Origin of the sequence: Faecalibacillus faecis (genome assembly GCF_003024675.1) — a bacterium.
Classification (GTDB): Bacteria; Bacillota_I; Bacilli_A; order Erysipelotrichales; family Coprobacillaceae; genus Faecalibacillus; species Faecalibacillus faecis.
Map to the genome: position 1 here is coordinate 1 of NZ_PYLP01000012.1, position 26,567 is coordinate 26,567.

Sequence of the window (26,567 nt, forward strand, 5' to 3'; positions counted from 1 at the left end):
GATCATAAACCAGAACAATTAGCAAAACGTGGAGGAGCACATTATTCAGATGCGGCTTGTGAAACAATTGCTTCTATTTATGGAAATAAATTATCACATATCGTAGTAACAACTAAAAATAATGGATCTGTACCAGATTTACCAGCTGACTGTGCGGTAGAAGTTTCATCTTATATTGGTTCAACAGGGGCAAGAGCAATTGCTTTTGGCTCATTACAACCAGCTCAAAGAGGATGGTTACAATGCATGAAAAACATGGAGTTATGTGTTGAAGAAGCAGCTGTAACTGGTGATTATGGATTATTAATGCAAGCATTCATTTTAAATCCACAAACAGTATCAGGACAAAAAATGGTGAATGTTTTAAATGAATTATTGATTGCTCACGAAAAATACTTACCACAATTTGCAGACAAGATTGCCGAGTTAAAAGCAGCAGGTGTTACAATCAAAGATGATGTGGCACGTGAATTAACTGAAAAAGGTTTATAGGATTTTATGACATATAATATTAAAATAACAGTTTTAAAATATGTTGTGGACGAAAAACTGAAATTAGATAGATAAGATTTTATTGAATTGTTTATAAAATTTAATTATAATAAATATGAAAAAAGAACAACCGATAAACGGTTCGTCTTGGATTTTATGAGTAAAATAACTGCCTCAATGTTCGCCAAAACTTTGTAAGGTAGTTATTTTTTTGCATTATTTTCTATAATATATAGAAGTAATTTAATAACGATACTTATTATTGACATGATTAATGTAAGTATACCTAACATAATCATGATAGCTTCATAAGCTGTCATTTCCATCACCTTCGTTTTTCATATTTCCCTAAGGATATCTATGTAAACGAAGAATACGCCCTTCAATCTAAGCGACCAAGTGGCACCTAACGAATAAATAACTAATAATATACTTTTGGACTAAGTGTTCCATGTTAAATAATATATAACAAAAATGATTCTATTATGATAGAATGATACAAGGAGGTACATAGTATGGAAGTTATGCTTATTGTTGGGTTATTTGCTTCATCTGCACTTTCCTTGAATTTTATTGTTAATCAAAAATATAAATTAGCGGGATCAATGAATATTATTAATTTATGTTTAGTGGTAGCGACAGCTTATCAATTTGATCAAGTAAAGAATATTGTTTGGTTATTTGGAATTGCGGCAGGAGTTGTACTTGTTTATTTTTTGGTAAGATTTCTTTTGAAGAAACAGAAAAAAGAGAAACAGCAATCTATTGAAAATAAGGTTGTTGATGTAGAAGTAGTAGATAAGGAGAAATAAGAATGGAAAAAGTGTTAATTGAAATTGAAATGGAAAATGGAGATGTAATGAAAGGAGAACTTTATCCTGAAGTTGCACCAATTACAGTAGAAAACTTTTTAAAATTAATAGATGAAGATTTCTTTGCAGGGTTAATTTTCCATAGAGTTATCCCTGGATTCATGATTCAAGGTGGAGGATATACAAAAGATTTTAAAGAAAAACATTGTGATTCTATTAAAGGTGAATTTAAAAGTAATGGTGTTAATAATGAATTAAAACATACAGAGGGTGTTTTATCTATGGCTAGAACAATGATCAAAGATTCTGCCTCTTCACAATTCTTTATTATGCATAAACCAGCACCACATTTAGATGGTGAATATGCTGCTTTTGGAAAAATTACTGAAGGTTTAGATATTGTAGATCAAATTGCCAATGTCCCTACAAATTTCCAAGATTGTCCAACAACACCTGTTGTAATTAAAACAATTAGAAGAGTGTAATTTTATGAAAGTAATGTTTATATCAGATATTCATGGTTCTTATTATTGGGCAAATAAGGCTATTGAAAAATATCATGAAGAAAAAGCAGACAAACTCGTTATTTTAGGGGATATTTTATATCATGGGCCACGTAATGATTTACCTAAGGATTATAATTGTAAGAAGGTTATTGCTTTGTTAAATCCTTTAAAAAAGGATATTATTGCGGTAAGAGGGAATTGTGATAGTGAAGTGGATCAAATGGTTTTAGATTTTCCTATGCGTAGTGATTATGCTTTAATGGATGTGGATCAACATCATTTCTTTATGACACATGGACATTTGTTTAATGAAGATCAACTTCCTTTATTAAATGAAAATGATATTTTGATTTATGGACATTTTCATAAACCACTCGCAAAAAAAGAAAACGGTATTTATATCTTAAATCCGTCTTCGATTTCTTTACCTAAAGAAGGTACAAATAGTTATGGTATTTATGAAAATGATTGTTTTACAATTAAAACATTTGATGATGAGATTGTAAAACAAATACAATTAGATTAGTGAATGAATCGTTTGGTGGTAACATCGAACGATTTTTAGTTGTTTAGGATAACAAATAAAAATGATTTATTATAGTTTTAACAATCTTAGGATTGTTTTTTTCTTTTGCATAAAAATAGCTTTCTCATTAAAAAGTCCGTGCAAATTTATGAAAAGTATGGTATTTTTAGATATGGTAGGAGGGATCGTCTATGGTTAAATATATAGATATTGCTGATGATATTAGAAGTAAGATCTTTGATAAAAAGTATACATATGGACAAAAGCTCCCTTATGAATATGTATTATGTGTTGCTTATCATTGTAATAAAGAAACAATGAAAAAAGCCTTAGATATATTAGTAAAAGAAGGATTGATTGTAAGAAGACGAGGGGCAGGAACTTTTGTCAAAGATTATGACGCTTCAACGGAAGATGCCAATCATCTTAAGCAATCTGGTCTTGGTTTAACAAGAAAACTTGAAGGGAAGAGTAATTTAAAAAGTGAAATCATTGAATTTTCAGTTATTCCAAGTGATGAACATATATCGAAAAGATTACAAATAGAGGAAGGGTCGTTTGTCTACCACATTATTAGAAAAAGAATTGTGGATGATAAACCGTACTGTTTGGAAATTACATATATGCCAATCTCTATCATCCCTAATCTAAAATTAGAGCACCTGAAAGGCTCGATATACCAGTATATTGAAAAAGAATTAAAATTAAAGATACAAAGTACGCATAAAACTATACGTGCTCATCTATCGAGTCCGTTAGAACAAGAAAATTTGGGATTGAAGGAATATGAACCATATATTGAAGTTGAACAAACGGCATATTTAAGTAGTGGGATTATCTTTGAATACTCGTTTACAAGGTATCATTATAATAATTTTGAACTTCAAACAGTAACTGTTCAATAGGGTAAAAACACACCAAAAACGCCATCTAAATGATAGCGTTTTCTTTTTTTATAAAAAAAATAAAAAAAATAAACCGCTTTCAAAAATGGTGAAAAACCCTTATTTTATGCGGTTTTTTTTAAATATTATATCTTTTAAAATTAAAAGTATGGTACTTTTAAAACAAAAAAGCATTGACTTTTATTTGCATAATGGATTATACTATTAGTGTCAAAAAAATATTTAAGGGAGGAAAAATTTATGGACAAAATGGCGGATGTCTTAGGTCGCGCTGGTGCATGGTGCGGTCAAAACAAATATTTATCTGCAATTAAAAATGCGTTCCAAAACTTCATGCCTTTAACAATCGCTGGGGCAATTGGGGTTTTATGGTGTAACGTATTAGTTAACGAAGCTACTGGGTTAGGTATGTTCTTCAAACCAATCATGGCTTTAGATTTCTTAAACCCAGCATTCCAAGCTGTTAACTTCTGTACTATCAGCTGTATCACAGTTGGTATCACTCTTGGTATCGCCCAAGAAATCGGTATTTGGAACATGGGAGCTGAAAAAGCTGGTTATATTCCAGGTTTAGTAGGTTTAGCTGCATGGTTATCAGTTACAAACACTTCACACATGGTAGAAGGAGCTAAAGATGCTTTCACTGGTATCGCTGGTAATGAATTAGGAGCTACTGGTTTATTCACTGGTATGATCATTGGTGTATTATCTGTAGAATTATTCTGCTTCTTCGAAAAACAAGATGCATTAAAAATTAAAATGCCAGAACAAGTTCCACCAGGAGTTGCTCGTGCATTCGAAGTTTTAGTACCAGCTACTTTAACTTTAATCATCACTGCTTGTATTGGATCAGCATGTTATAACTTAACAGGTTTATACTTAAATGATGTTATCAAAAGTGGTATCCAAGGTCCTTTAGGGGCTGTAGGTGCTACAATTCCAGGTGTTATGATTATCTATTTAGTAATCATGTTATTCTGGTTAGTAGGTATCCATGGTAACAACATGTTATCTGCAGTAAAAGAAGCATTATTTACACCATTAGCACTTGAAAACGTTGAAGCATTCAACAAAGGTGAAACTCCAAAAAATATCATCAACATGTATGCATTACAAATGTGGGGTGAATTTGGTGGTTCAGGTGTTACTATCGGTTTAGTAATCGCAATCATGATCTTTGGTAAACGTGAAGATAATAAAGCAATCGCTACATTATCATTAGTTCCAGGTTTATTCAACATCAATGAAACAGTTACATTCGGTATTCCAATGGTATTAAACCCAATCTTAGGTATTCCATTCGTAGTTGCTCCATTAGTCACAATCATTATTGGTTATGTATTAACAGTTATCGGATTCTGTCCAGTTGCATGTTTAACAGTACCTTGGACAACTCCACCAATCGTATTTGGTTTCTTAGCATGTGGTGCTAGCATAATGGGTGCAGTAACTCAAGCAATCTTAATTGTTGTATCAACAGTTATCTACACACCATTCTTAATCTCTTACGAAAAATATCAAAACAAACAAGCTGCAGAAGCTTAATATTGATAAATTAAATAAGATAATGAATAAGGGCGGGATTCCCCGTCCCTTATTTTTTAAAAAATATTTAATGAATATGAGTTGACTTTATTAAAGAAAATTGATATTTATTAAATATTGAAAGTATAGAATTAAAGAGGGGTTTTTATGGAATCAAAGAAAGTCGAATCAAATGCGGAATTAACACCATTTGAAAAAGAATTTAAAGTTCAATTAAATTTACCAGCTGTATACTTTAGTGTATTTTATGCAATCTATGTAGTGTATATGATCGTTTCAAGAAACTTTAGTGATTTACCTGCAGTTGTTGCATTAGGTGTCGTTGCTATTGGATATTTATTTGGATATAGACCTTATAAATATGTTGTAAAAAGAAGAACTTTAGAAATTCATAGAAGAATTGGAAAAACAAAAGAAATAAACTTAATGAACTGTGAAACAATTACTGATCCAATCGCTAAAATGACAAAGATCATTACAAATGCACATTCATATGAAATCTATATGGACGATGGAACTCGTCAAACAGTTGCTCCAAAAGATCAAATGGGATTTGTGGATGCTGTTGTTCATTCAAATAAGAGAATTCATTGTCAAGTTGAAGAATATAACCAAACTCATCGAAAATGGGAAAAGAAAAGAAGAAAAGAAGAAAAGAAAGCTAAAAGAACTGCTACTCATTAATAAGCAGCTCTTTTTTTTGTATAAAATAAATAAAAAATTATTAAAATGATAAAAACTTTGTAATAATTGTTGACAACCCTTCTTTTCGTTTGTATAATGACATCATATAAATAATAATTTATATACTAAATAAGGGGGATACAAAGATGGAATTTAACAAGTTAGTTGAAGATTATGGATGCCTAGCTTTTACTGATGATGTTATGAAGGAAAGAATTCCTAAATCAACATATAAAGCATTCCATGAATCGCTTGATAAAGGTGAAGAGTTATCAAAAGAATGTGCAACTGTTATTGCGAATGCAATGAAAATTTGGGCAGTTGAACATGGAGCTACACATTTTACTCACTGGTTTACACCAATGACAGGATTAACTGCAGAAAAGCATGATGCTTTCTTAGAACCAGATGGGTCAAAAGCTGTTTTAGAATTTAGTGGGAAAACATTAAGAAAAGGAGAACCTGATGCTTCTTCATTTCCATCAGGTGGTTTAAGAGCTACTTTCGAAGCAAGAGGATATACAGCATGGGATTGTACATCACCTGCATTCGTTAAAGATGGAACATTATATATTCCAACGTTATTCTGTTCATATACAGGGGAAGCATTAGATAAGAAAACACCCTTACTTAGATCATGTGATGCTTTAAGTAAAGCAGCTTGTCGTTTGTTACCTTTAATCGGGGTTGAAGGGGTAACTAAAGTTTCTGCTTCAGTAGGGGCTGAACAAGAATATTTCTTAGTTGATGATAAATATTATCAAGAACGTATGGATTTAAAATTAACTGGTAGAACTTTATTTGGAGCTATGGCACCAAAAGGACAAGAATTAGAAGATCATTACTTCGGTTCTTTAAAACGTAAAGTTGCAGCTTTCATGAAAGATTTAGATGCTGAATTATGGAAATATGGAATTCCATCTAAAACAAAACATAATGAAGTTGCACCAGCACAACATGAAGTTGCTTGTGTTTATGCTAAAGTAAATATTACGACAGATAACAACCATTTATTAATGCAAATTGCTCAAGATATCGCTAAAAAGCATGGTTTACGTTGTTTATTACATGAAAAACCATTTGCTGGCGTTAACGGTTCTGGTAAACATGATAACTGGTCAGTAATCACAAATACAGGAATCAACTTATTTAATCCAGGAAAAAATCCTGAAGAAAATAAACCATTCTTAGCTGCATTAGCTTGTACAATTAAAGCGGTTGATGAATATGCAGAAATCTTACGTATGTCAATTGCTTCTGCTGGAAACGATCATCGTTTAGGAGCTAACGAAGCACCACCAGCAATCATTTCTATGTTCTTAGGTGAAGAATTAGATAAAGTTGTAGAAGATATTTGTACTGGTAAAAAATCTGATCATGAAGAAATTGGACGTTTTGATACAGGGGTTTCTGTTGTTCCAACATTCTCTAAAGACAATACGGATCGTAACAGAACTTCACCATTTGCCTTTACAGGTAATAAATTTGAATTCCGTGCTGTAGGTTCTGCACAATCTGTAGCTGGTCCAAATACAATCTTAAATGCAATGTTAGCTGAAGAAATGACTCAAATGGCTGAAGCTATTGAAGGTGGAAAATCATTTGAAGAAGTTGTTAAAGAATTTATCTCTGAACATAAGAGAATTATCTTTAATGGCGATGGATATTCAGCTGAATGGGAAGAAGAAGCAAAAAGACGTGGACTTCCTAACCACAAAAATACTGTTGACGCATTAAAATGCTTAAAAGATCCAAAATATATTGATATGTTAGATCGTCAAGGTGTTTATACAAAAGTAGAAATCGCTTCACGTTATGAAATCTTATTAGATAACTATATTAAAACAATTCAAGTTGAAGCTTTAACTGCAGTTAAAATGGTTAAAACACAAATTTATCCAGCTGCTTGTGATTATTTGGCTAAAGTATCTTCAGAAGTTGTTGCTGCAAAAGAAGCAGGTATTCCAGCGGCATTCTTAACTGATGATGCAACAAAACTTGCAAACTTATTACAAGAAGTAAAAGATAAATTAACAACATTAGAAAATAATATTGCTAAAGCGCAAGCAAGTGATGCTGAAATCTTTGAAACTGCAACTATGTGGAAAGATGAAGTATTCGGTATGATGCAATCATTAAGAGAAACAGTGGATACAATTGAAGAATTAGTTGATGATTCTTATTGGCCAATTCCAACTTATGTAGACTTATTATTTGGTATTTAGTATATATAAAAATCGGTTCTATGAACCGATTTTCTTTTCCTTTCTTTTAAGTATAAAATAAATGATTAAAATCATAATAAGGGCACCTGTTGAATCAATACATACATCTCTTATTTGTCCGGCTCTACCGGGAATAAAAAGTTGATGAAATTCATCACTACAGGCATATAGAACAGTGAAAAGGAATGATTTTATTAATGGATTTTGTTTATGTACAAAAGTTTTATAAAGTAAGAATGTAAGAATGGCATATTCTGTCATATGAGCACATTTTCTTACAATAAAGGAAAGTGTATCTCTTGTAATTGGCAGAATGTGAATAATGATATCCACAATAAAATTACTTTGTTTAGAAGAATCGTTTCCTGGAGTTTGTGACATCACAAAGATAAAAAGCATCCAAAGTATTGTAAGTATTAAATATTTATTTTTTTTCATATGTGCATTATAACAAATAATATTTATAAAATAAATGTTTACAATTGTATACAATTTGATATAATGAAAACGTATATCGGATGATAATGGCGAAAGAGATTCTACAAGAACACCGAAGAATTAAAGATTTCAGGTAAAAGGATCGCTATTGGACGAACCATTGGAGAGATTCATTGAATTGAACACCGAAGGAGCAAACCCATTAGGGTGAAACTCTCAGGTAAAAGGACAGTGGCTAAATAGTTTTTTTCATTATTAATTCCGACTAATTTATTAGGAGGAGTTTTTTTATGCAATTACTAACACAAATATTAAAACAAATTAATGACTATGTATGGGGATTACCACTTATTTGTCTATTATTAGGGACAGGTATTTACTTTACCTTCAAATTAAGATTGATCCAGCTTACAAAATTAAAATTAGCTTTTAAATGTATCTTTAAAAAGCATGAAGGAGAAGGGGATGTCAGCAGCTTTCAAGCTTTATGTACTGCACTTTCTTCAACGATAGGGACAGGAAACATTGTCGGTGTTGCTACTGCAATTGCGGCAGGAGGACCCGGTGCTTTATTTTGGATGTGGATTTCAGCCTTTTTTGGGATGGCAACTAAATATGCCGAAGGGTTACTTGCAATTCGTTATCGTCAAAAAGATGAAAATGGTGAGATTGCAGGAGGACCAATGTATTATTTAGAAAAAGGTCTACGTAGTCCTTTGCTTGCGAAGATTTTTGCTTTCTTTGGGGTATCAGTAGCATTACTAGGGATTGGTACATTTACGCAAGTAAAATCAATTTCGGATGCGCTTACTATGTCACTTAGTGTTCCACGTTATGTAACAGCAATTCTTTTAACAATAGCTGTTGCCTTTATTACCATTGGAGGAATCAAAAGAATTGCTTCGGTTGCAGAAAAAGTTATTCCATTTATGTGCGTTTTATACATTGGCGGGGTTATTTTAATACTTGTGTCACATATAACAGTATTACCAAGTACTATTGCTTTAATTATTAAGTCAGCATTTACCCCACAAGCAGTATTTGGTGGAGGAACAGGAATTACTATGGTTATTGCCATGCAAAAAGGAATTAGTCGTGGTATTTTCTCAAATGAGAGTGGTCTTGGAAGCGCACCAATTGCGGCTGCTGCTGCTAAAACAGATTCTTGTGTTGAACAAGGACTTGTTTCAATGACAGGAACATTTATTGATACAGTTGTGATTTGTACAATGACAGGTCTTGCTATCGTGTTGACACAATCTTATACAACAGGATTAGATGGTGCAGCGATGACAACACATGCATTTTCAGTGGGATTATTTATTCCATTAATTGGTAAATATATTGTCAATATTGGTCTTGTATTCTTTGCTTTTACAACAATTATTGGATGGAATTATTATGGGGAAAGATGTATGTATTATCTTAAAGGTTTGAAAGCAGTAAAGATTTATAAAATTGTTTATATTATATTTATTGCAATTGGACCATTTATGTCTTTAGAATTTATCTTTGTCTTAGCGGATATTGTCAATGGGTGTATGGCAATTCCTAACTTAATTGGTTTAATTGGTTTAAGAAAAGAAATTGTTGCAGAAACAGAAAAATATTTTGAGTATGAACAACCTGTAGAATTGGTTACAAATATAGAGTAAATGAAGAGTAGCGTATAGATATTTTATAATTTATATATGCTACTTTTTTTGTTTGATTATCTTGATATATTGAATTATTTTATATATTGATATGTATAATTATTTTATAAATATGATACAATAATTTTAAAAGAAATTAGAGGTAAATAAAAATGAATTTTAAAGAGAAAATATCGATTTTTTATACAGATTTAACAACTACTGAAAAGCGAATATGTGCAAATATATTGAAAAATCCTAAAATTATAACAGAACATTCTATTGTTGAAGCTGGTAATTTGTGTAATACTTCTAAATCGGCAATGTTAAGATTTGCAAAAAAACTAGAATATAGCGGATATAGTGAATTTAAATATGCTATAAATGAATATTATTCTTCACAAAAGGATTATCCAAAAAAAATTAATGATAATACACTTGCTTCACAAATTATACTTAATTTTAAGAAAACAGTGGATCAATTAGCAAATTTAAATTTAGATGATAAATTAAAAGAACTATCAGAATTAATAGATACATATCAGTATGTTAAAGCTTTGGGTATAGGAAATTCATCATTTTGTGCTAATCAGTTAGTTTATTCATTATATTCATATGACAAATTTTTTGATGCAGTTACAGATGATGTCCAATTTTCTTATTTGAAAAATTGCTTAAACGAAAATTATCTTTTAATAATTTTTAGTGTTTCTGGTTCACCAACGACTTATTTGGAATTATTAAAAGAAGCTAAGAAAAAAAATGCATATGTAGTTTTGATTACAATGAATAATGAAACTCAGCTAGCAAAATATTCAAATATGACATTTTATTTACCTTCAACTATATCGTATTTACAGGATAAAAAGATTTTAAAGCAGTTTGATAATAGAACAACGCTACATTTTTTTAGTGAAGTAATTTCTTATTATTATGGATTTTATATAGAAAATAAAAAAGCTTAGCCACAATTTGTGACAGAGCTTTTTTAACTAATATGATAAATACCATAATCATTATTGATATACTCAAATTGAATATCGGTAAAATGTTTTGATAAATAGTTACTTAATTCTTTAATTCCAGGAGCTTCACTTGTAAGATGGTTTATAACAAGTAAAGGAAGATTATGGTCCATTGCCCATTGTACATTTACCCAGTTATTAATACCATCATCACTTACGATACAAGCGTCTACATTATTTTCATACATTTCAAAAATATCAGTACAAGCGCCTGTACCTATTCCTACTTTTTTAATTACTTTATCCTTATTGCCAATGAGTTCTATTCCAAATTGATAATAAGGCTTTATACATTTAATTACATGGTGAGCTAATTGTTCTGTTGTTAAATTGATATTATCTGCATAACATAGAAATTTATTTGATTTTTTCAAATCAAAATCAAATCCTAAAGTTTTAGCCCATTGATCTCTAACGCCATATTTTGGATATAAATCCCATAGATCATGACATCTATAAATTGTTATGTTATTGTCGTTAAGTAATTTCATTTTTTCTTTTTGTGCATGTAAAACGACGGTTGGTAGAGAGGTTGATGCCATATAAAATGGATTTTCATGGCTTATTATAAGATGACAATCATTCTTAACAGCTTTGTTGATTACATCTAAAGTTGCAACCCAACAAACAATTACACTTTTTATTTCTGTTTCGTCAGTTCCTATAAGGATATGATCACGGGTAAAATGTCTATTTACCCAATCACCTTGACTTTCTAAAAATTCAATAATATTTTTTATTTTCATTTTTTCCTCCTAAACTACACAAAGAATAGGAGAAATCCTATTCTGCTTGTGTGATATTTTGTTCTTCTAAATCCATTTGTTTATCATAACTTTTCATGAATGGAACAAAAATAATGACATTAATAATAAATAATATTACCCACACGATAATTGCTTTATAATCCATTGTAGAAATAAAAGCATATAGTGGAGCAGGCAATGTCCATGGAACACTCATGCAAGTTTTTGCCATAAATCCTACTGATGTTGCAAGATAAGCTCCAGTTAGGTCGATTGCAACACAAATTAAACTAGGAATGAATGTTAAAATATTTAGTACAGTAGGTACACCAAATACTAAAGGCTCATTGATGTTAAATAATGATGAAGGAATTGCAAGTTTTCCAAGAGATCTTAATCTTTTGTTTTTACAAACAAAATTTAAATTAAATAGTATTGCTAGATAAACAATAGCTAATCCGAAAATAAAAGTAAAGTTTCCAGCGATAATATTTGGAATTTCTTTTCCTGCATTATAAGCATCCAAATTTGCTACTAAATTTCCAGTAAAAATAGGTGTTGTAATAGCGCTAACCATATTGTCGCCATGGATTCCAAAAAACCAAAATACAACTGTTAACAATACAATAATTAACATAGATGGTAAAGAAGCGGTAGCTGAAATTAAAGGAGAAAAAATTGTAAATACCAAATTAGTTAAACCATTGTTTGTTAAGACAATACATAATTGATTTAATCCAATAAAAACTAGAATATTAACAACCATTGGTAGTAATACTTCAAATGGACCAGCAACCATTGGTGGTACACCAGCAGGCATTTTAATTTTAATATTTTTTTCAATCATAAAATGATTTATTTCAATAGACAATAATGCAATTATAATTGCTGTAAACATAGCACCTGCACCTAAGTTTGAAACATCTATGTAGTTTCCTTGTTTTAAAGCAACTGGAACACCAGCAACACATAAGAATGTAAATAATGAAGTAATCGAATTAGGAAATGCTTCCATTTCATAAGATTGAGATAATCGATAACTTACACCTAAAACAACATAGATAGAAATAATTCCAATTGTTAAATTAAAAGGAATTGTTAAGATATCGGCATAGCAATTTGCCCATTGTTTCCACATGATTAAAAATTGGAAAAATACATTGGTTGGTTTCATTGTTTCCAAATCCACTGGTGGATTGGCAAGCATCAAAGAAATACCCCCAATTACAGTTAATGGAATTAAAATAGTTAATCCATCTCTTAAAGCAGATAAATGCCTTTGTGATGCAATTTTACTTGCAACTGGAACAACCTTGTCTTCCATTGTTTTTTGAAAACGTTCAAAAAATTCTTTTAAATTGTTCATATATTCCTCTTCCCTTTCTTTGTAATCTTTATGTTTGTAAGTGATTACATTTATGATTATAGACTTATTGGGAATAAGTGTCAATATAAATAATAATAACGAGAAATTTCCCCGTACAGTTTATAAAAAAATATGTCCTCTATAATGAACATATTTAAGAGGATAGAATTAGTCAAAATAAAATTGATGAATTCTACATAACTCACATAAATTTCTAACGATATTTTTATTTAATAAGTTGAAGAATATTTTTTAAAATCTTATTGGTAGAATCTTCATGATAGTATAAAGATATTGGAGAGAGAATATCTAAATCTTGATATTGAAGATATTTAGAATATTGATTAGATTCGATAAAATCATGTAAAATGGCATATCCTTCTTTTAAACATACTTTTAAAAGTGTTTGTTCTATTTCGTACTGTTCCATAGCTTCTTGACGAACATCATAAATAAGTTTTAAAGAATCAAGTGAACAAGCTTGATGATAATACTTTCTTAAATGAGATATTTGTAACAAAAGATGTGAATAATCTTTAACCTCTGGGTATTCAAAAGTAATAATGGCATCTAATTGTCTTTCTTTAAATAATGTTAAAAGTTCTTTTCTTGAATACGCTTTATAATGAAGATCAATGTGTGGGAAATGGTCTTTTATTTTTTGTAATAACTTTAAAAGAAGTTCGTCATCTAAAGATTTAATAAAACCAATAAAAATACTTCCTTGATTACCTTTTTGATATTCTTCGATAATTTGATAACTTAAAGCAACATTATCTAAGATTTTTCTGGCATAAGGCAAATAAAGATTGCCTTCGTTTGTTAGTTCTACAGACTTCTTACTTCTTATAAATAAAGGAATTTCTAAATCTTTTTCTAAACATTGGATTTGTTTAGTAATAGCTGTTTGACTAATATAGAAATTTTGCGCAGTTTTAGTGAAATTCAATGTTTGACTTAAATCAACAAAATATTCAAGTTGTTTAATATTCATAGTATCACCTCATAACTTATAGTTATTAACAAATTCAATAAAATAGCTTTGAAAAGAGGAATGCTATGAAAAGATATGTTTATTATTTATTAGGAATGAATATTTTAGTATTGGGAATTACATGTAATACGTTATCAAATTTAGGAGTTGGTGCTTTTAGTACCCTTCCTTTTGCGTTAAGTTCTTTAAGTGCTTTGACCTTTGGACAGGCAAATATTATTTTCTACTTGCTCTTTGTATTTCTTCAAATCATTATTGAAAGAAAAATAAGTGTAAAATTTGTTTTAGAAATACCATTTTCTTTTATCTTTGGTTTTCTGGTTGATTTCTATCAATATTTAATACCATCTATGGATCTAAATATTTATACACAAATTATTGTTTTACTATTTGGAAATACTTGTTGTGCAATAGGCGTTTATTTCATGCTTAAAGGAGATTTAATCATGACACCAGTCGATGGACTTGTTTTAAGTATTTCAGAAGTATCCCATAAACCTTATTCTATCTGTAAGAATTGTTTTGATATTTCAATGATTTTATCAACTGTTGTTGTTTGTCTTGTTTGTCGTAGTCCAATTTATGGTATCGGGGTAGGAACTGTTTTTTCAGCGTTTTATATTGGACGTGTGATTCGTTTTTGTATTAAATACATATAAAAAAATCGAGTCTTGATGACTCGATTTTCATTAATCAGTTAAATCTTCACCGTTAGATGAGATAACTTTTTTATACCAATAGAATGAATCTTTTCTATAACGATCTAATGTTTTTAAATCAAATTCATCTCTATCAACATAAATAAATCCATAACGTTTAACCATACCTTCATGAGTAGAAATTAAGTCAATTGCTGACCATGGACAATATCCCATCATTTCTGCACCATCAGTAATCGCTAATTGAATTTGTTCGATATGTTTTCTTAGATATTCAATTCTGTATTGATCATGAACTTTTCCATCTTCAGTCAAAGTATCATAAGCACCTAAACCATTTTCAGTAACAATCATTGGTAAACGATATCTTGAATACATTTCACGAATTGTTGCTCTAAATCCCATAGGATCGATTTCCCAACCGAATTCAGTAGTTGGTAAGTTAGGATTTTTATATCCTCTATAAACACCAGCTTCACCACGAGCAGTTTGTTGATCTGCACCTGAATCTAATTTTTCAGTTCCATCACTAGCTTCTACAGTAGCAGTATTATAATAGTTGAAACCGATGAAATCAGGATGACCGTTCTTTAATGCTTCTGCGTCACCTTCACCAAATTCAGGACATGCATCATTTTCTTCTAAATAAGCCCATACTAAGTTGTTATAAACACCATAAACAGCCATATCTAAATATAACCAGTTTCTAATAGCGTTATAGTTTTGTGCAGCTAAAACATCTTCTGGTTTACAGCTTGCTGGGTAAACTAATGAGATATTTGGAGCTGGTCCAATTTTAGCACCTGGTAACATTTCATGACATAAAGCCATAGCTTTTGCTTGTGCTACTAACATATGGTGGTTTTGTTGGTAAGTTTCTTTTAAAACATTTGTACATCCTTCAGGAATCATTAATGTTCCAATAACTGGTCCAACTAAAGTTAACATGTTTTGTTCATTGATTGTTAACCAATATTTAATACGATCACCAAAGTTTTCAAACATAACTTTTGCGAAGTTTAAGAACCAATCGATTGAGTCTCTGTTTCCCCATGATCCACGTTCATCTAATGCTGCAGGCATATCGAAATGGAACATTGTTACTAATGGTTCGATTCCATATTTTAAACATTCATCGATCACATTGTTATAGTATTCAATCCCTTTAGGGTTGATAGCTCCTGTTCCTTCAGGAATAATTCTTGACCAAGAAATTGAGAAACGATAAGTTTTGAATCCCATTTCTGCCATTAAAGCGATATCTTCTTTATATCTGTGATATTGATCTGCACAGACTTTTAAATCAGAAGTCCCTTCTGGTACAACTTTAACATCTTGACATGATGGACCTTTTCCATCTTCTAAACTTGCACCTTCTACTTGATAAGCACTTGTACTTGCTCCCCAAAGGAAATCTTTAGGGAATGGTTTTAAACTTTTGTGTAACATATTTTAAATATCCTCCTTAAATTCAAGGCTATTATACATAAATAATATTAAATTATTGATTTTTTTTATATTATGAAAAAAAAGGAACAGTTAAGCTTGTAACTGTTCCCATTTTTCCATGATTTCCATTAATTCCATTTCTTTTTCTTCAATAGAATCCGTAATTTCATTATATTTTTTATAATTATTCATGACTTCTTCACTTGTAAGTTCTTCTTTTAAAGAATTGATTTCTTTTTCTAAAGAATCAATGGTTCTTTCAAGTTTTTTAATTTCATTCTTTGTTTTTTTATCAATGATCTGTCTTTGTTTAGCTTCGGTAACCACTTTTTGTGTTGTTTCAACAACAGGTGTTTTTTGATTTAAATAATCATCATAATTACCATTATAAGAAAGACATTGATCTTTTTGTACTTCAATTACACGAGTCGCAATTTTATTAATAAAATAACGATCATGACTAATAAATAAAATTGTTCCTTCAAAACTTCTTAAAGCTTCTTCTAAAACTTCTTTGGAAGAAATATCTAAGTGGTTGGTTGGTTCATCTAGAATTAAGAAGTTGGCTTGTTTTAATAAAACTTCGGTTAAAACAACACGTCCTCTTTCTCCGCCTGAAAGCATTGCAATATCTTTAAAGACATCATCGCCTCTAAAGTTAAACATAGCAAGAGTACTTCTAATTTCTTGATTGGTCATACGTGGATAACAATCACTGATTTCATCAAAAATCGTTTTATTATAATTTAAAGATTCATGTTCTTGATCGTAGTAGGCCATTTCTACGTGACTACCAAAACGAATTTTACCGTGTTCAATTGGTAATTGACCTACAAGAGCTTTAAATAAAGTAGTCTTACCAACACCATTTTCACCAACAATCGCAACGCGTTCTCCTTTTTTGATATCAAGATTACAGTGTTCAAAAACAATTTGATCATAACGCATTGATAAATCATTGACTTTTAAAACATCATAACCTGATTCAATAGCTGGTGTAAATTGAACAGTGATGGCACTTGGCAAATTTTCTGGTCGATCAATACGTTCAATCTTTGCAAGTTGTTTTTCTTTAGATTCTGCACGTTTAATACTTTTTTCACGATTGAATGATTTTAATGTATCAATGCTTTCTTGTATTTTTTTAATTTCTTTTTGTTGATTGATATAGTGTTTTAAATCAATAGCACGTTGTGTTCTTTTTTGGATAGAATATTCTTCATAGCGACAATTATAACTATGACTTTTTCCATTTTCTATTTCAATGATTTTATTAGAAACAACATCAATAAAATAACGGTCATGACTAACGACAATTAAAGCATTTTTATATCCTTTTAAATAGTTTTCTAAAAAGGAAATTGCTTGACTATCTAAATGGTTGGTTGGTTCATCTAAAACCAAAAGTTTAGGTTCTTCTAATAAAAGCTTGGCAAGACAAAGTCTAGTTTTTTGACCTCCAGATAATTCATGGACATATTTTTGAAAGTCCTCTTCCACAAAACCCATACCTTTTAAAACACCCACAATACGACTAGGATAACTAAAACCATCTTTTTCATTAAATTTTTGAGTCAATGAATCATATTCATTCATGACTTGCTCACTATGATCATAAGACATCATACTTTCTAATTCACGCATACGATTTTCTATTTGAATAAGCGACGCAAAGACTTCTAAAGCACATTCATAAATGGTTTTATTCATATCTAAATCATGATGTTGTTTTAAATAGCCGATATTTAAATCACGGCTTTTAAATAAATCACCGCTATCATAACTTTCTTCACCAATTAAGATATTTAAAATAGTTGTTTTACCAGCTCCATTGACACCAATAATCGCAATTTTATCATGATCATCTACTTTAAAACTAATATCTTTTAATAAATCAATTCCTTGAAATGATTTCTTTATATTTGAACATTCTATAAGCATTTTTCATCACCTCGACTATTCTATCAATAAAATAAGTTGTTTACAAATATTCTTTGTATAAATCTTGATAAGTAGAATCTACTTCTAATAAAGCATTCATGCTTAGATAAAAAGCTTCATCAAAACAAGGTGAATCTTTTTTAATACACCATAAAGCTTCATGTCCTGTAAAGGCATGCGCTAGAGCTTGATATAAAATCTCTGGATTCGATAAATTATGAATTTCTTTTTGTTCTTGGGCTTTTTTTATAATGATGATACAAAGTTTTGTAAGATTATCACGCATATCAAAGCTATGACGATTTTCTTTTAAATTCGCAATAAACATTTGACTAAATAAATCATAACCATATTTTTTAGTATCTTTAATTAGTGTAGAAAAGACAATAAGTAATTGTTGATAGTGACTATCACTATCAACTAGCTTATACGTGTCTTTTACAAGATGATCGATGGTTGAATCATAAAGATCTAAAATAAGCTCTTCTTTATTATTGACGTATTTATATAAAGTTGGTTTGGTGATATGTAATTCGTTACAAATATCTTGAATTGTGACATTGTTATATCCTTTATCTAAAAAAAGCTGAACAGCTGTTTGTGATATTTCTTCTTTTGTTATTTTCATAAAATTCTCCTTAGAAATAATATACCATAGATTTAATGGAAAGAGACTTGTTAAAAAATTCACTTTTATTTTATGAAAGCGTTGACATTTATTTTTACAGTTATATAATTTACTTGAGTTAAATAAACATTTACTATGGTAGAGGAGGAAAAAGAAAATGGCTAAGAGTTTATTTGATAAGACATACATAGGTAAAATGAAATTAAAAAACAGAATTTTCATGTCACCTATGGGAACAACAGGAGAAGCTGATGGAGCTTATTGTAATGAAGGTATTGATTATTTTGAAGAAAGAGCAAAAGGTGGCGCTGGTTTAATTATTACAGGTGCTAACGTTGTTTCGACAAAATATGAACCAAGACCATGTACAGAACTTTCTGATTTCCATCATGTAGAAAGATTAAATATGTTAATTGAAAGATGTCATGCTTATGGAGCAAAAGTCTGTGTACAATTATCACCAGGTTTAGGACGTCAACAATTTACCGATCCTTTTACACCACCTTATAGTGCGGGTAGTGTAGGTGCATTCTGGTTCCCAAATTTAATTTGTAAACCTTTTTCAAAAGAAGATATTCATTATTTAGTAGAAAAAGTAGGGTACAGTGCTTCACTTGCTGTAAATGCTGGTGCAGACTGCGTTGAATTACATGCGTATGGAGGATATTTATTAGATCAATTCCATTCTGTTCAATGGAATAATAGAACAGATGAATATGGTGGATCACTTGAAAATCGTATGCGTTTTACATTGGAATGTATTGAGGCAATTAAAAAGAACGTTCCAGATACAATGCCTGTACTTGTTAAATTTACACCACATCAAAGAGTAGAAGGCTTTAGAACCATTGATGAAGGTATTGAAATGGCTAAAATCTTAGAAAAAGCAGGGGTTGATGCTTTACATGTTGATACAGGATGTTATGAAGAATGGTTCCAAGCGATTACAACTGTTTATAGTAAAGAAGGATATAAACTTGATATACAAAAAGCAATTAAAGATATTGTAAGTGTTCCAGTATTAGGTGATGGTAATTTAAAAGATCCTGAAGTGGCTAAAAAAGCTGTTGAAGATGGTATTTTAGATTATGTAGGACTTGCTCATCAAATGTTAGCTGATCCATATTGGCCTAAAAAAGTCAAAGCACATCATGAAGAAGATATCGCTCCATGTGTTGGATGTAATGAATGTTTACTTGCTGGATTTAGTGGAAAACACTACTATTGTGCAGTGAACCCATTATGTTATGCAGAAAAAGCCTATGCTTTACCACTTCCAAATGGTCAAAAACGTAATGTATTAGTTATTGGGGGAGGCCCAGCTGGTATGATGGCTGCCATTACTGCAAAACGTCGTGGTTTTGATGTTGATTTATATGAAAAAGAGAATAAATTAGGTGGAACTTTATGGCCTGCAGGTGGTCCTGATTTTAAAGCGGATGTTTTAAAATTAATTAAATACTTAGAAACACAATGTCAAAAATTAGGAGTTAATATTCATTTAAATACAGCAATTACAAAAGATAATCTTGAAGGAGATTATGACAAAGTTATTTTAGCTGCTGGTTCAACTCCTGCTATGCCACCAATTCCAGGTATTGATACAACAGTTCTTGCGAGTGATTATTTAACACATCAAGCAACAGTTGGTAAAAAAGTTGTTGTTATTGGTGCTGGTCTTGCTGGAACAGAAGCTGCTTGTGATATTGCTGGAAAAGATGGAGATGTGACATTAGTAGAAATGTGTCCAGACATCTTATTTACAGCGAACCATTGTTTAAATAATGATCAACATTTAAGAAAAATGGTTAAAGATCGTGGTGTTAAAGTTGAAGCAAACGCTAAAGTGACAAATATTACACCAACAAGTGTTACATTTGAAAGAGATGGACAAACAATGACGCTTGAATGTGATACTGTTTTAAATGCTGTTGGATTTAGACCTAATAATCAATTAGAAGATTTATTAGATGAAAAATATGATGAAGTTGCTGTTATTGGAGATGCTGTTGCACCAAGAAAAATTTTAACTGCAATTCATGAGGGATATCATGCAATCCGTGTGATGGAATAGGAGATATTAAAGATGATTAGTTTTGATTTAACAGGGAAAGTAGCGGTTGTTACAGGAGCTTCAAGTGGACTTGGACAACAATTTGCAAGAGCTTTGAGTGAACAAGGATGCGATGTCGCTATCCTTGCACGTAGAAAAGAAAGATTAGAAGAATTTTCTAAAGAATTGAAACAAAATGGACAAGATTGTTTACCTGTTTCATGTGATGTTACAGATGAAGAAAGTATTAAAAATGCGATTAAAGCTGTCGTAGATCATTTTGGAAAAATTGATATTCTTGTCAATAATGCAGGTGTTGTTGAATACTCAAGTGGTCTTCATGATCATACAACGGCACAATGGGATAAAGTTTTAGATACGGATTTAAAAGGTGTTTTCCTCATGGCAAGAGAAGTTTCAACTATTATGATGAAACAAAAATATGGAAGAATTATTAATATTTCATCGGTTGGTGGTATTCAAGCTGGACCTGCTCAAGTAAGTTATTTTGCGGCTAAAGGTGGGGTTGTCAATCTTACAAAAGCTATGGCTGGAGATTTAGCTCCTTATGGTATTCTTGTTAATGCGATTGCACCAGGTGTCTATGATACAGAAATGACACATGATGCTTTAGATGCACCAGGTTCTCTTGTTTTAAAAAACAGAGTAGCTCTTAAGAGATTTGGTCGAGAAGGTGAAATGAACGGAGCACTTATTTACTTTGCAAGTGACGCTTGTACTTATACAACAGGACAATTACTTGTTATTGATGGTGGAATGACAAGTATGCTTTAAGATAAAGTAAAGATAATAGAAAAAAGAGATTTCTGATTGTGAAATCTCTTTTTTACTACTTCATATAATTTTTACATGTTGTTTCATACCATTCATCATCGCTCATTGATTGACGGTGTTTAATAAATTCATCACAGGCAACAGTATAACGCCAATGATGTTTTCCATCTGTTGCAGCTTCATAAATGACTTTAGCAACATCTTCAGGTTTTGAACGGTTTGGTGAAACAGGTTGAGTCATTCTCTCTAAATAAGCTTTTGCTTCTTTTTCATAAACACTATTTTCAATACCTTCACTCATTTGATAAGAACGATTCCAAAAATCAGTTTGAATACCACCAGGTTCAATTATTTTACAATCAATATTGAATGGGGAAAGTTCATAACTTAAAGCTTCCATAAGTCCTTCTACAGCATATTTGGCAGCATGATAAGTTGGTGTTAAAGGAAGTGTTAAAACACCACCGACAGATGAAACAGAGATAATAGTTCCTTGTTTATTTTCTCTTAATAAAGGAATAAATTTTCTTGTTACAAGAGTTAAACCAACAAGTAAGGTGTTGTAAGTATCAATGATTTGTTTTTCACTTGAAAGTTCAAGAGGGCCAAATAAACAATAACCAGCATTGTTTAATAAAACATCTATTTTATGATATTTGTCTTGAATACTTTGATAAGCAAGATCAATACTTTTAGAATCAGTAACATCTAAAGTGATAAGATCAACATTTTCTAAAAGATTAAGTTCCTTTTCTTTTTCGACATTTCTCATTGTCGCAATAACTTGCCATCCTTTTGAGGCAAAGTATTTAGTAGTAGCTTTACCAATACCAGATGATGCTCCCGTAATCACAATTGTTTTCATAAACTTACTCTCCTTTATAATAATTATATTTTGATTTTTTTGTGTTTTCAGACATGTAAGGAAGATAATCGATTTTTCCGTTTTTTACAGGATAGATTTGGAAAAAGAGTTCCCATGTACTTTTATCTTCATACATTTTTATTTTAACTTGTCTGATTGTTTCTAATTTTGATAAATGCATATCGACTTCAAAATAAACATGGGGTGGTTTTATTTGAAGGTTTTTTAATTTCAATGCTTCTTGAATTTCTTTAAGACGGTTTCCGAGTCTTTTATATTGACCGGAAATGAGTACATATTGATTCATGATATTTCCTCTATCACTTTCTTTTTAATTTTTTTATACATCATATATCCAATTGGTAAGCAACATACTTCCGCTAAAATATAAGCAAACCAAATAAGATTAATTTGATTAAATGATTTAAAGAGTGTTAAAAAGATAAATAATAAAATAACTTGTCTTGATAATGTTAAAATCATTGCTTGTAATCCCTTAGAGAATCCCTGAAAAGTAGAAGATAAAGCAAGAGATACAATGCTTATTAAATAAGCAAATCCTAAAATACGCATAGCAGGAACACCCATTTGTAACATATGCTTTGAAGCATCAAACAAATAGAGGATCTTGCTAGGAAATAATTCTAACAGAATAAGTAAAATAATAAAAATACCATATTCATAAATTAACGACCATTTTAAACTATCAAAACTTCTTTTTAACTGATGTGATCCATAATTATAAGCTACTAAAGGAACAAGTCCATTATTTAAGCCCCAAATAGGAACAAGAATTAATGATTGAATCTTTACTAACACACCATTGACAGCAACGGCTGTTGAAGAAAAATCAATAAGGATGCTATTAACATAAATACCCATCATAGAAAGCATAGCTTGAGCAATTCCTGAAGGCACACCAACACTTAAGATATTTTTTACACATTTAAAATTAGGAATTAAAGAAAAATGAATGGGAATTTCTTTGTTGTATTTTTTATTAATGATAATTCCCATAGTAGCCCCGACAAATTGTCCGATAATTGTCGCAATGGCTGCTCCTGCAATTCCCATTTGTGGTAAACCAAAGTAACCAAAAATAAAGATAGGATCTAAAATAATATTCACAATAGCTCCTGAAGATAAAGTAATTAAAAATAAATGTGTCTTTCCACTAGAAATAGTAAAACGATCAAAGACCCATTGTCCCATCACCCCTAAAGAAGAAAGCATACAAATTCTTAAATAAGAAATACCATAATTGGTAATTTCTAAATTATGATTTGATTGAGATAAAAAATAAGGTTTTAAAATAAATAAAGAAAGTGTTACTAGAATAAGCCAAAAAATAAAAGCAAGCCAAATAGCACTGGTTGCCGTTTGTTCAACTTCTTTTTGATCCTTTTTTCCTAAGGCTTTAGAAATAGCTGCATTTAAACCCACCGCATTTGCCATTCCTAAAGCTGACATTAATACTTGAATAGGATTAGCAAGTGAAAGGGCAGTTAAAGCTTTTTCAGAAATATGTGCAACAAAGATACTATCAACAAAGTTATATAGATTGCTGATTAGTAAAGAAATCATTAAAGGAATTCCTGTTGTTAGCACAAGTTTTTTAATAGGCGCCGATGCCATTTTGTTTTCTTCCATAAAGGTCCTCCTTTTTAATACAAATTAATCATAGCTCATAATTTACACTGTGTCAATTAATAAATAACACAACGTAAATTATATTGAAAATATAAAAAAATAAGCTATAATGATATCAAGGAGAAAGATAATGGATTTTCAAAGAGCAAGAACAAAAGAACAAGTAGAAACAAGAGTTGAAGAAATTGTACAAGCATGTAAAAGTATTTACGAAGAACAAGGCTATGATGCAGTGAATATTAAAACTGTTTCAGAAAAAATTTCTTGTACCAGACCAGCAATTTATAAATACTTTAAAACAAAAGAAGAAATTATGATGGAACTTTTAAAAAGAGAATATCTTTCATGGAAAGAAGAATTAGAAATGTTATTTTCTAAAAAAGAAAGATTATCGAAAGAAGAATATTGTTTATATCTTACAAAATCAATGTCACATCGTTTGTTATTGATGGATTTAATGTCGAATCATTTGGATTCTATTGAAAACGGGACGCGTTTAGAAAGGTTGATTGAATTTAAAAAGAATGTAGCCCTCTTTTTTGAAATGTTTAGACAGTATTTAGAATTGTTTTTCCCAAATACTTCTTTAGAAAAAAGAAAAATCTTTGAAAAAAGCTTTATTGTCTTTTTACATGGGCTTTACCCTTCAATTAAACATTCCCCTAAACAAATAGAAGCGATGCTTCAAGCGGGAATGAACTACCAAGAACCAGATTTTATGAAAATATGTCAAAATGGATTATTTTTATTGGCAAGTGATTTAAAATAAATTGTTTTATTGTCTATACACCTACAATAAAACAATTTTTTTCTACGAAAAAACATAAAAAAATATGATAATAAGGTATGAAATTAGATAATTGTTCTTAATTGTATACAAAAATGCAACATTCTGTTGAAATCAAGAAAGCCCTTTGATATAATACAAAGGTGCTTTAAGAAAGTTTAAGTAGGGAATTATTAAAACTAGGAGGAAAGGGAAATGAACTTATTAAAGAAATCTTTATCTGTTCTTGCTGTTGCTGCAATGGCTGTATCCTTAGCTGGATGTGGTGGTTCAAGTAGCTCAAGCAAAAGTACAGAAAGTGGCGAAAAAATATTTCGCTTTGGTCAATCTAATCCAAAAGTTGGTTTAGATATGCAAACTAACACTAACTCAGGGGCTTCTTCTGTTGCTGACAACGTATTAGAAGGATTATATTGTTGGAATGATGACAATAAAGAAGAATGTGTTCTTGCTAAAGACATGCCAGAAGTATCTGATGATGGATTAACTTATACAATTACACTTAAAAAAGGTGTTAAATTCTCAGATGGTTCTGATTTAACTACTGAAGATGTTAAATATACATTCGAAAGAATGTTTACACCAGCAACAGGATGTACAAATACATATATGTACAACATGATTACTGGTGCTCAAGATATGTTAGATGGTAAAGCTACTGAATTAAGTGGTTTTGAAACAGTTGATGATTACACTTTTAAATTACATATTGATTACAAATTTGCGCCATTTGTTGCTAACTTAGGTATGGACTATGCTTCAATTTATCCTTCTGATGCATGTGCTGCTGCTGGTGAAAACTGGGGTAAAGGAACTAACTTAATTGGTACTGGTCCTTATGTAATTAAAGAAAATGATGAACAAACTAAAGTTGTAATGGTTCCAAATAAAAAATATCATGGTAAAAAACCTAACTTAGATCGTTTAGAAATTGTTTATATTGATGACTACAGTACAAAAATGATGGAATATGAACAAGGTAACATTGATATGTGTGACTTAGATACTTCATTATTAGATCAATATAAAGATAGTGATTTAAAAGATGAAATTACTCAAGTAACTCCATTAGGTACATATTTCTTATCAATTAAAGATAATGATCCAGTATTAAGTAATAAAGCAGTTAGAGAAGCAATCTCATTAGCTATTAACCGTAAAGAATTATGTAGTACCGTATTAAATGGTGCTGCTGAACCAGCTTCATCATTCTTAAACCCAGGTGTTCCAGGACATGATGACAAATTAAAAACTTATGAACATAACGTTAAAAAAGCTAAACAAGTTTTAGCTGATGCAGGTATTTCAAACCCTACATTTACTTGCAAAGTTAGACAAAAAGAAGAAAAAATCGCTACTGCATTACAAGCTTACTTAAAAGAAGCAGGAATTACTATGAATGTAGAAACAATTGATGCAGGTATTTGGTCTTCAGCTAGAGCTGCTGGTGAATTACAAGCTACAGTTCTTGGTTGGTTCCCATTATATGCAGATGCTGATAACCAAATGTATACTTATTACTATTCAGAAAACGCTGTAGGAAAAGGTGTATTCTACAATAATCCTGAATTCGATTCATTAATGAAAGAAGCTCGAGAATCAAATGATTCTGATAAACGTGTTGAATTATACAAAAAAGCAGATTATATCTTATCTCGTGAAGATTATGGAACAATTCCATTATATTATGGTAAGTTACAATTTGTTGCTAAACCATATGTAAAAAATGCTAAATTAGGAAACTTAATTTATCATTTATATAACATTGATATTGATTTATCTAAAAAATAGTAAATGAAATTAAATAAGTGTTAATCATATATGGAATGCAGCAATGCATTC

Annotated in this window: 25 protein-coding genes and 2 riboswitches; of the genes, 15 read left to right on the plus strand and 10 right to left on the minus strand. The window is 30.5% G+C overall.

The annotated features are described in order from the left end of the window. The 8 genes from C7U55_RS09085 to C7U55_RS09120 all read left to right on the plus strand — a co-directional run. The coding region (locus tag C7U55_RS09085; RefSeq protein ID WP_455550091.1) for a family 4 glycosyl hydrolase at positions 1-492 on the plus strand (492 nt) is incomplete at its 5' end. A gap of 515 nt (positions 493-1,007) precedes the next feature. Beyond that, positions 1,008-1,304 carry a hypothetical protein gene (locus C7U55_RS09090; RefSeq protein WP_106988297.1) on the plus strand — a complete coding sequence of 99 codons (297 nt, stop codon included), beginning with the start codon at positions 1,008-1,010 and terminating at the stop codon, positions 1,302-1,304. A gap of 2 nt (positions 1,305-1,306) precedes the next feature. Continuing rightward, on the plus strand, positions 1,307-1,789 hold the full coding sequence (locus tag C7U55_RS09095; RefSeq protein ID WP_106988298.1) for a peptidylprolyl isomerase: 483 nt from the start codon (positions 1,307-1,309) through the stop codon (positions 1,787-1,789). 4 nt (positions 1,790-1,793) lie between these two features. Next, a complete protein-coding gene (yfcE, locus tag C7U55_RS09100) occupies positions 1,794-2,336 on the plus strand; it encodes a phosphodiesterase (RefSeq protein WP_106988299.1) in 543 nt (180 codons plus the stop codon). 191 nt (positions 2,337-2,527) lie between these two features. Then, positions 2,528-3,241, plus strand: coding sequence for a GntR family transcriptional regulator (locus C7U55_RS09105; protein WP_048924970.1), 714 nt, complete (start codon positions 2,528-2,530; stop codon positions 3,239-3,241). A 240-nt stretch (positions 3,242-3,481) separates the two neighbouring features. Next, a complete protein-coding gene (locus tag C7U55_RS09110) occupies positions 3,482-4,786 on the plus strand; it encodes a PTS sugar transporter subunit IIC (protein WP_106988300.1) in 1,305 nt (434 codons plus the stop codon). A 147-nt stretch (positions 4,787-4,933) separates the two neighbouring features. Continuing rightward, on the plus strand, positions 4,934-5,470 hold the full coding sequence (locus C7U55_RS09115) for a hypothetical protein (protein ID WP_106988301.1): 537 nt from the start codon (positions 4,934-4,936) through the stop codon (positions 5,468-5,470). Between the two features lie 146 nt (positions 5,471-5,616). Then, positions 5,617-7,695, plus strand: coding sequence for a glutamine synthetase III family protein (locus tag C7U55_RS09120; RefSeq protein ID WP_106988302.1), 2,079 nt, complete (start codon positions 5,617-5,619; stop codon positions 7,693-7,695). 18 nt (positions 7,696-7,713) lie between these two features. Here C7U55_RS09120 and C7U55_RS09125 read toward each other — a convergent pair whose 3' ends face one another. Next, on the minus strand, positions 7,714-8,133 hold the full coding sequence (locus C7U55_RS09125) for a VanZ family protein (RefSeq protein ID WP_106988303.1): 420 nt from the start codon (positions 8,131-8,133) through the stop codon (positions 7,714-7,716). Positions 8,134-8,213: 80 nt separating this feature from the next. After that, positions 8,214-8,288, plus strand: a riboswitch (glycine riboswitch). Further along, positions 8,289-8,375: riboswitch (glycine riboswitch) on the plus strand. It abuts the riboswitch before it with no gap. 48 nt (positions 8,376-8,423) lie between these two features. Here C7U55_RS09125 and C7U55_RS09130 point away from each other — a divergent pair. Together C7U55_RS09130 and C7U55_RS09135 are read left to right on the plus strand one after the other, a co-directional pair. Next, positions 8,424-9,788: an alanine/glycine:cation symporter family protein gene (locus C7U55_RS09130; RefSeq protein WP_106988304.1), complete on the plus strand. Its 1,365-nt coding sequence runs from the start codon at positions 8,424-8,426 to the stop codon at positions 9,786-9,788. A 152-nt stretch (positions 9,789-9,940) separates the two neighbouring features. Next, positions 9,941-10,732, plus strand: coding sequence for a MurR/RpiR family transcriptional regulator (locus C7U55_RS09135; RefSeq protein WP_106988305.1), 792 nt, complete (start codon positions 9,941-9,943; stop codon positions 10,730-10,732). Positions 10,733-10,755: 23 nt separating this feature from the next. Here C7U55_RS09135 and C7U55_RS09140 read toward each other — a convergent pair whose 3' ends face one another. The 3 genes from C7U55_RS09140 to C7U55_RS09150 form a co-directional block, all read right to left on the minus strand. Further along, complete coding sequence (locus tag C7U55_RS09140) at positions 10,756-11,538, minus strand: Nif3-like dinuclear metal center hexameric protein (protein WP_106988306.1); 783 nt, start codon at positions 11,536-11,538, stop codon at positions 10,756-10,758. 37 nt (positions 11,539-11,575) lie between these two features. After that, positions 11,576-12,904: a PTS sugar transporter subunit IIC gene (locus C7U55_RS09145; RefSeq protein WP_106988307.1), complete on the minus strand. Its 1,329-nt coding sequence runs from the start codon at positions 12,902-12,904 to the stop codon at positions 11,576-11,578. A 226-nt stretch (positions 12,905-13,130) separates the two neighbouring features. Beyond that, positions 13,131-13,898, minus strand: coding sequence for a LysR family transcriptional regulator (locus tag C7U55_RS09150; protein WP_106988308.1), 768 nt, complete (start codon positions 13,896-13,898; stop codon positions 13,131-13,133). 65 nt (positions 13,899-13,963) lie between these two features. Here C7U55_RS09150 and C7U55_RS09155 point away from each other — a divergent pair, with 65 nt between their 5' ends. Beyond that, positions 13,964-14,557 carry a YczE/YyaS/YitT family protein gene (locus tag C7U55_RS09155; protein WP_106988309.1) on the plus strand — a complete coding sequence of 198 codons (594 nt, stop codon included), beginning with the start codon at positions 13,964-13,966 and terminating at the stop codon, positions 14,555-14,557. A gap of 30 nt (positions 14,558-14,587) precedes the next feature. Here the strand turns inward: C7U55_RS09155 and C7U55_RS09160 are convergent, their stop codons facing one another. The 3 genes from C7U55_RS09160 to C7U55_RS09170 all read right to left on the minus strand — a co-directional run bounded on the left by C7U55_RS09160 (position 14,588) and on the right by C7U55_RS09170 (position 18,575). After that, the gene (locus C7U55_RS09160; RefSeq protein ID WP_106988310.1) at positions 14,588-16,006 is read right to left on the minus strand and encodes a glycoside hydrolase family 1 protein; all 1,419 of its coding nucleotides are present in this window, start codon (positions 16,004-16,006) and stop codon (positions 14,588-14,590) included. Positions 16,007-16,096: 90 nt separating this feature from the next. Beyond that, positions 16,097-17,947, minus strand: coding sequence for a ribosomal protection-like ABC-F family protein (abc-f, locus tag C7U55_RS09165; protein ID WP_106988311.1), 1,851 nt, complete (start codon positions 17,945-17,947; stop codon positions 16,097-16,099). Between the two features lie 40 nt (positions 17,948-17,987). Beyond that, a complete protein-coding gene (locus C7U55_RS09170) occupies positions 17,988-18,575 on the minus strand; it encodes a TetR/AcrR family transcriptional regulator (protein WP_032089609.1) in 588 nt (195 codons plus the stop codon). A gap of 157 nt (positions 18,576-18,732) precedes the next feature. On the opposite strand from C7U55_RS09170, the gene C7U55_RS09175 reads away from it, so the two are divergent. Both C7U55_RS09175 and C7U55_RS09180 read left to right on the plus strand, forming a co-directional pair. After that, a complete protein-coding gene (locus tag C7U55_RS09175) occupies positions 18,733-20,649 on the plus strand; it encodes an NAD(P)/FAD-dependent oxidoreductase (protein ID WP_106988312.1) in 1,917 nt (638 codons plus the stop codon). A gap of 12 nt (positions 20,650-20,661) precedes the next feature. Continuing rightward, positions 20,662-21,423, plus strand: coding sequence for an SDR family NAD(P)-dependent oxidoreductase (locus tag C7U55_RS09180; RefSeq protein WP_106988313.1), 762 nt, complete (start codon positions 20,662-20,664; stop codon positions 21,421-21,423). A 55-nt stretch (positions 21,424-21,478) separates the two neighbouring features. Here C7U55_RS09180 and C7U55_RS09185 read toward each other — a convergent pair whose 3' ends face one another. Genes C7U55_RS09185 through C7U55_RS09195 form a run of 3 tightly spaced genes read right to left on the minus strand, consistent with a single transcriptional unit; the run spans position 21,479 to position 23,938 of the window. Then, entirely contained in the window at positions 21,479-22,288 is an 810-nt protein-coding gene (locus C7U55_RS09185) for an SDR family oxidoreductase (protein ID WP_106988314.1), read from the minus strand. 4 nt (positions 22,289-22,292) lie between these two features. Beyond that, complete coding sequence (locus C7U55_RS09190; RefSeq protein WP_106988315.1) at positions 22,293-22,595, minus strand: hypothetical protein; 303 nt, start codon at positions 22,593-22,595, stop codon at positions 22,293-22,295. Beyond that, positions 22,592-23,938, minus strand: coding sequence for an MATE family efflux transporter (locus C7U55_RS09195; protein ID WP_106988316.1), 1,347 nt, complete (start codon positions 23,936-23,938; stop codon positions 22,592-22,594). Before C7U55_RS09195 ends, C7U55_RS09190 begins: the two co-directional genes overlap by 4 nt. A 130-nt stretch (positions 23,939-24,068) precedes the next feature. Between C7U55_RS09195 and C7U55_RS09200 the strand changes: the two genes are divergently transcribed. Both C7U55_RS09200 and C7U55_RS09205 read left to right on the plus strand, forming a co-directional pair. Further along, positions 24,069-24,707, plus strand: coding sequence for a TetR/AcrR family transcriptional regulator (locus C7U55_RS09200; RefSeq protein WP_162297436.1), 639 nt, complete (start codon positions 24,069-24,071; stop codon positions 24,705-24,707). Positions 24,708-24,920: 213 nt separating this feature from the next. Continuing rightward, positions 24,921-26,516 carry an ABC transporter substrate-binding protein gene (locus C7U55_RS09205; RefSeq protein ID WP_106988318.1) on the plus strand — a complete coding sequence of 532 codons (1,596 nt, stop codon included), beginning with the start codon at positions 24,921-24,923 and terminating at the stop codon, positions 26,514-26,516. Positions 26,517-26,567: the final 51 nt, after the last annotated feature.

Bases quoted from the DNA above. Each gene is read 5' to 3' on its own strand.
- C7U55_RS09205 (WP_106988318.1), top strand. From the start codon at position 24,921: ATGAACTTATTAAAGAAATCTTTATCTGTTCTTGCTGTTGCTGCAATG.
- C7U55_RS09200 (WP_162297436.1), top strand. From the start codon at position 24,069: ATGGATTTTCAAAGAGCAAGAACAAAAGAACAAGTAGAAACAAGAGTT.
- C7U55_RS09180 (WP_106988313.1), top strand. From the start codon at position 20,662: ATGATTAGTTTTGATTTAACAGGGAAAGTAGCGGTTGTTACAGGAGCT.
- C7U55_RS09110 (WP_106988300.1), top strand. From the start codon at position 3,482: ATGGACAAAATGGCGGATGTCTTAGGTCGCGCTGGTGCATGGTGCGGT.
- C7U55_RS09145 (WP_106988307.1), bottom strand. From the start codon at position 12,904: ATGAACAATTTAAAAGAATTTTTTGAACGTTTTCAAAAAACAATGGAA.
- C7U55_RS09135 (WP_106988305.1), top strand. From the start codon at position 9,941: ATGAATTTTAAAGAGAAAATATCGATTTTTTATACAGATTTAACAACT.
- C7U55_RS09115 (WP_106988301.1), top strand. From the start codon at position 4,934: ATGGAATCAAAGAAAGTCGAATCAAATGCGGAATTAACACCATTTGAA.
- C7U55_RS09125 (WP_106988303.1), bottom strand. From the start codon at position 8,133: ATGAAAAAAAATAAATATTTAATACTTACAATACTTTGGATGCTTTTT.
- C7U55_RS09130 (WP_106988304.1), top strand. From the start codon at position 8,424: ATGCAATTACTAACACAAATATTAAAACAAATTAATGACTATGTATGG.
- C7U55_RS09195 (WP_106988316.1), bottom strand. From the start codon at position 23,938: ATGGAAGAAAACAAAATGGCATCGGCGCCTATTAAAAAACTTGTGCTA.
- C7U55_RS09170 (WP_032089609.1), bottom strand. From the start codon at position 18,575: ATGAAAATAACAAAAGAAGAAATATCACAAACAGCTGTTCAGCTTTTT.
- C7U55_RS09120 (WP_106988302.1), top strand. From the start codon at position 5,617: ATGGAATTTAACAAGTTAGTTGAAGATTATGGATGCCTAGCTTTTACT.
- C7U55_RS09095 (WP_106988298.1), top strand. From the start codon at position 1,307: ATGGAAAAAGTGTTAATTGAAATTGAAATGGAAAATGGAGATGTAATG.
- abc-f (WP_106988311.1), bottom strand. From the start codon at position 17,947: ATGCTTATAGAATGTTCAAATATAAAGAAATCATTTCAAGGAATTGAT.
- C7U55_RS09150 (WP_106988308.1), bottom strand. From the start codon at position 13,898: ATGAATATTAAACAACTTGAATATTTTGTTGATTTAAGTCAAACATTG.
- C7U55_RS09175 (WP_106988312.1), top strand. From the start codon at position 18,733: ATGGCTAAGAGTTTATTTGATAAGACATACATAGGTAAAATGAAATTA.
- C7U55_RS09185 (WP_106988314.1), bottom strand. From the start codon at position 22,288: ATGAAAACAATTGTGATTACGGGAGCATCATCTGGTATTGGTAAAGCT.
- C7U55_RS09155 (WP_106988309.1), top strand. From the start codon at position 13,964: ATGAAAAGATATGTTTATTATTTATTAGGAATGAATATTTTAGTATTG.
- yfcE (WP_106988299.1), top strand. From the start codon at position 1,794: ATGAAAGTAATGTTTATATCAGATATTCATGGTTCTTATTATTGGGCA.
- C7U55_RS09105 (WP_048924970.1), top strand. From the start codon at position 2,528: ATGGTTAAATATATAGATATTGCTGATGATATTAGAAGTAAGATCTTT.
- C7U55_RS09090 (WP_106988297.1), top strand. From the start codon at position 1,008: ATGGAAGTTATGCTTATTGTTGGGTTATTTGCTTCATCTGCACTTTCC.
- C7U55_RS09190 (WP_106988315.1), bottom strand. From the start codon at position 22,595: ATGAATCAATATGTACTCATTTCCGGTCAATATAAAAGACTCGGAAAC.
- C7U55_RS09140 (WP_106988306.1), bottom strand. From the start codon at position 11,538: ATGAAAATAAAAAATATTATTGAATTTTTAGAAAGTCAAGGTGATTGG.
- C7U55_RS09160 (WP_106988310.1), bottom strand. From the start codon at position 16,006: ATGTTACACAAAAGTTTAAAACCATTCCCTAAAGATTTCCTTTGGGGA.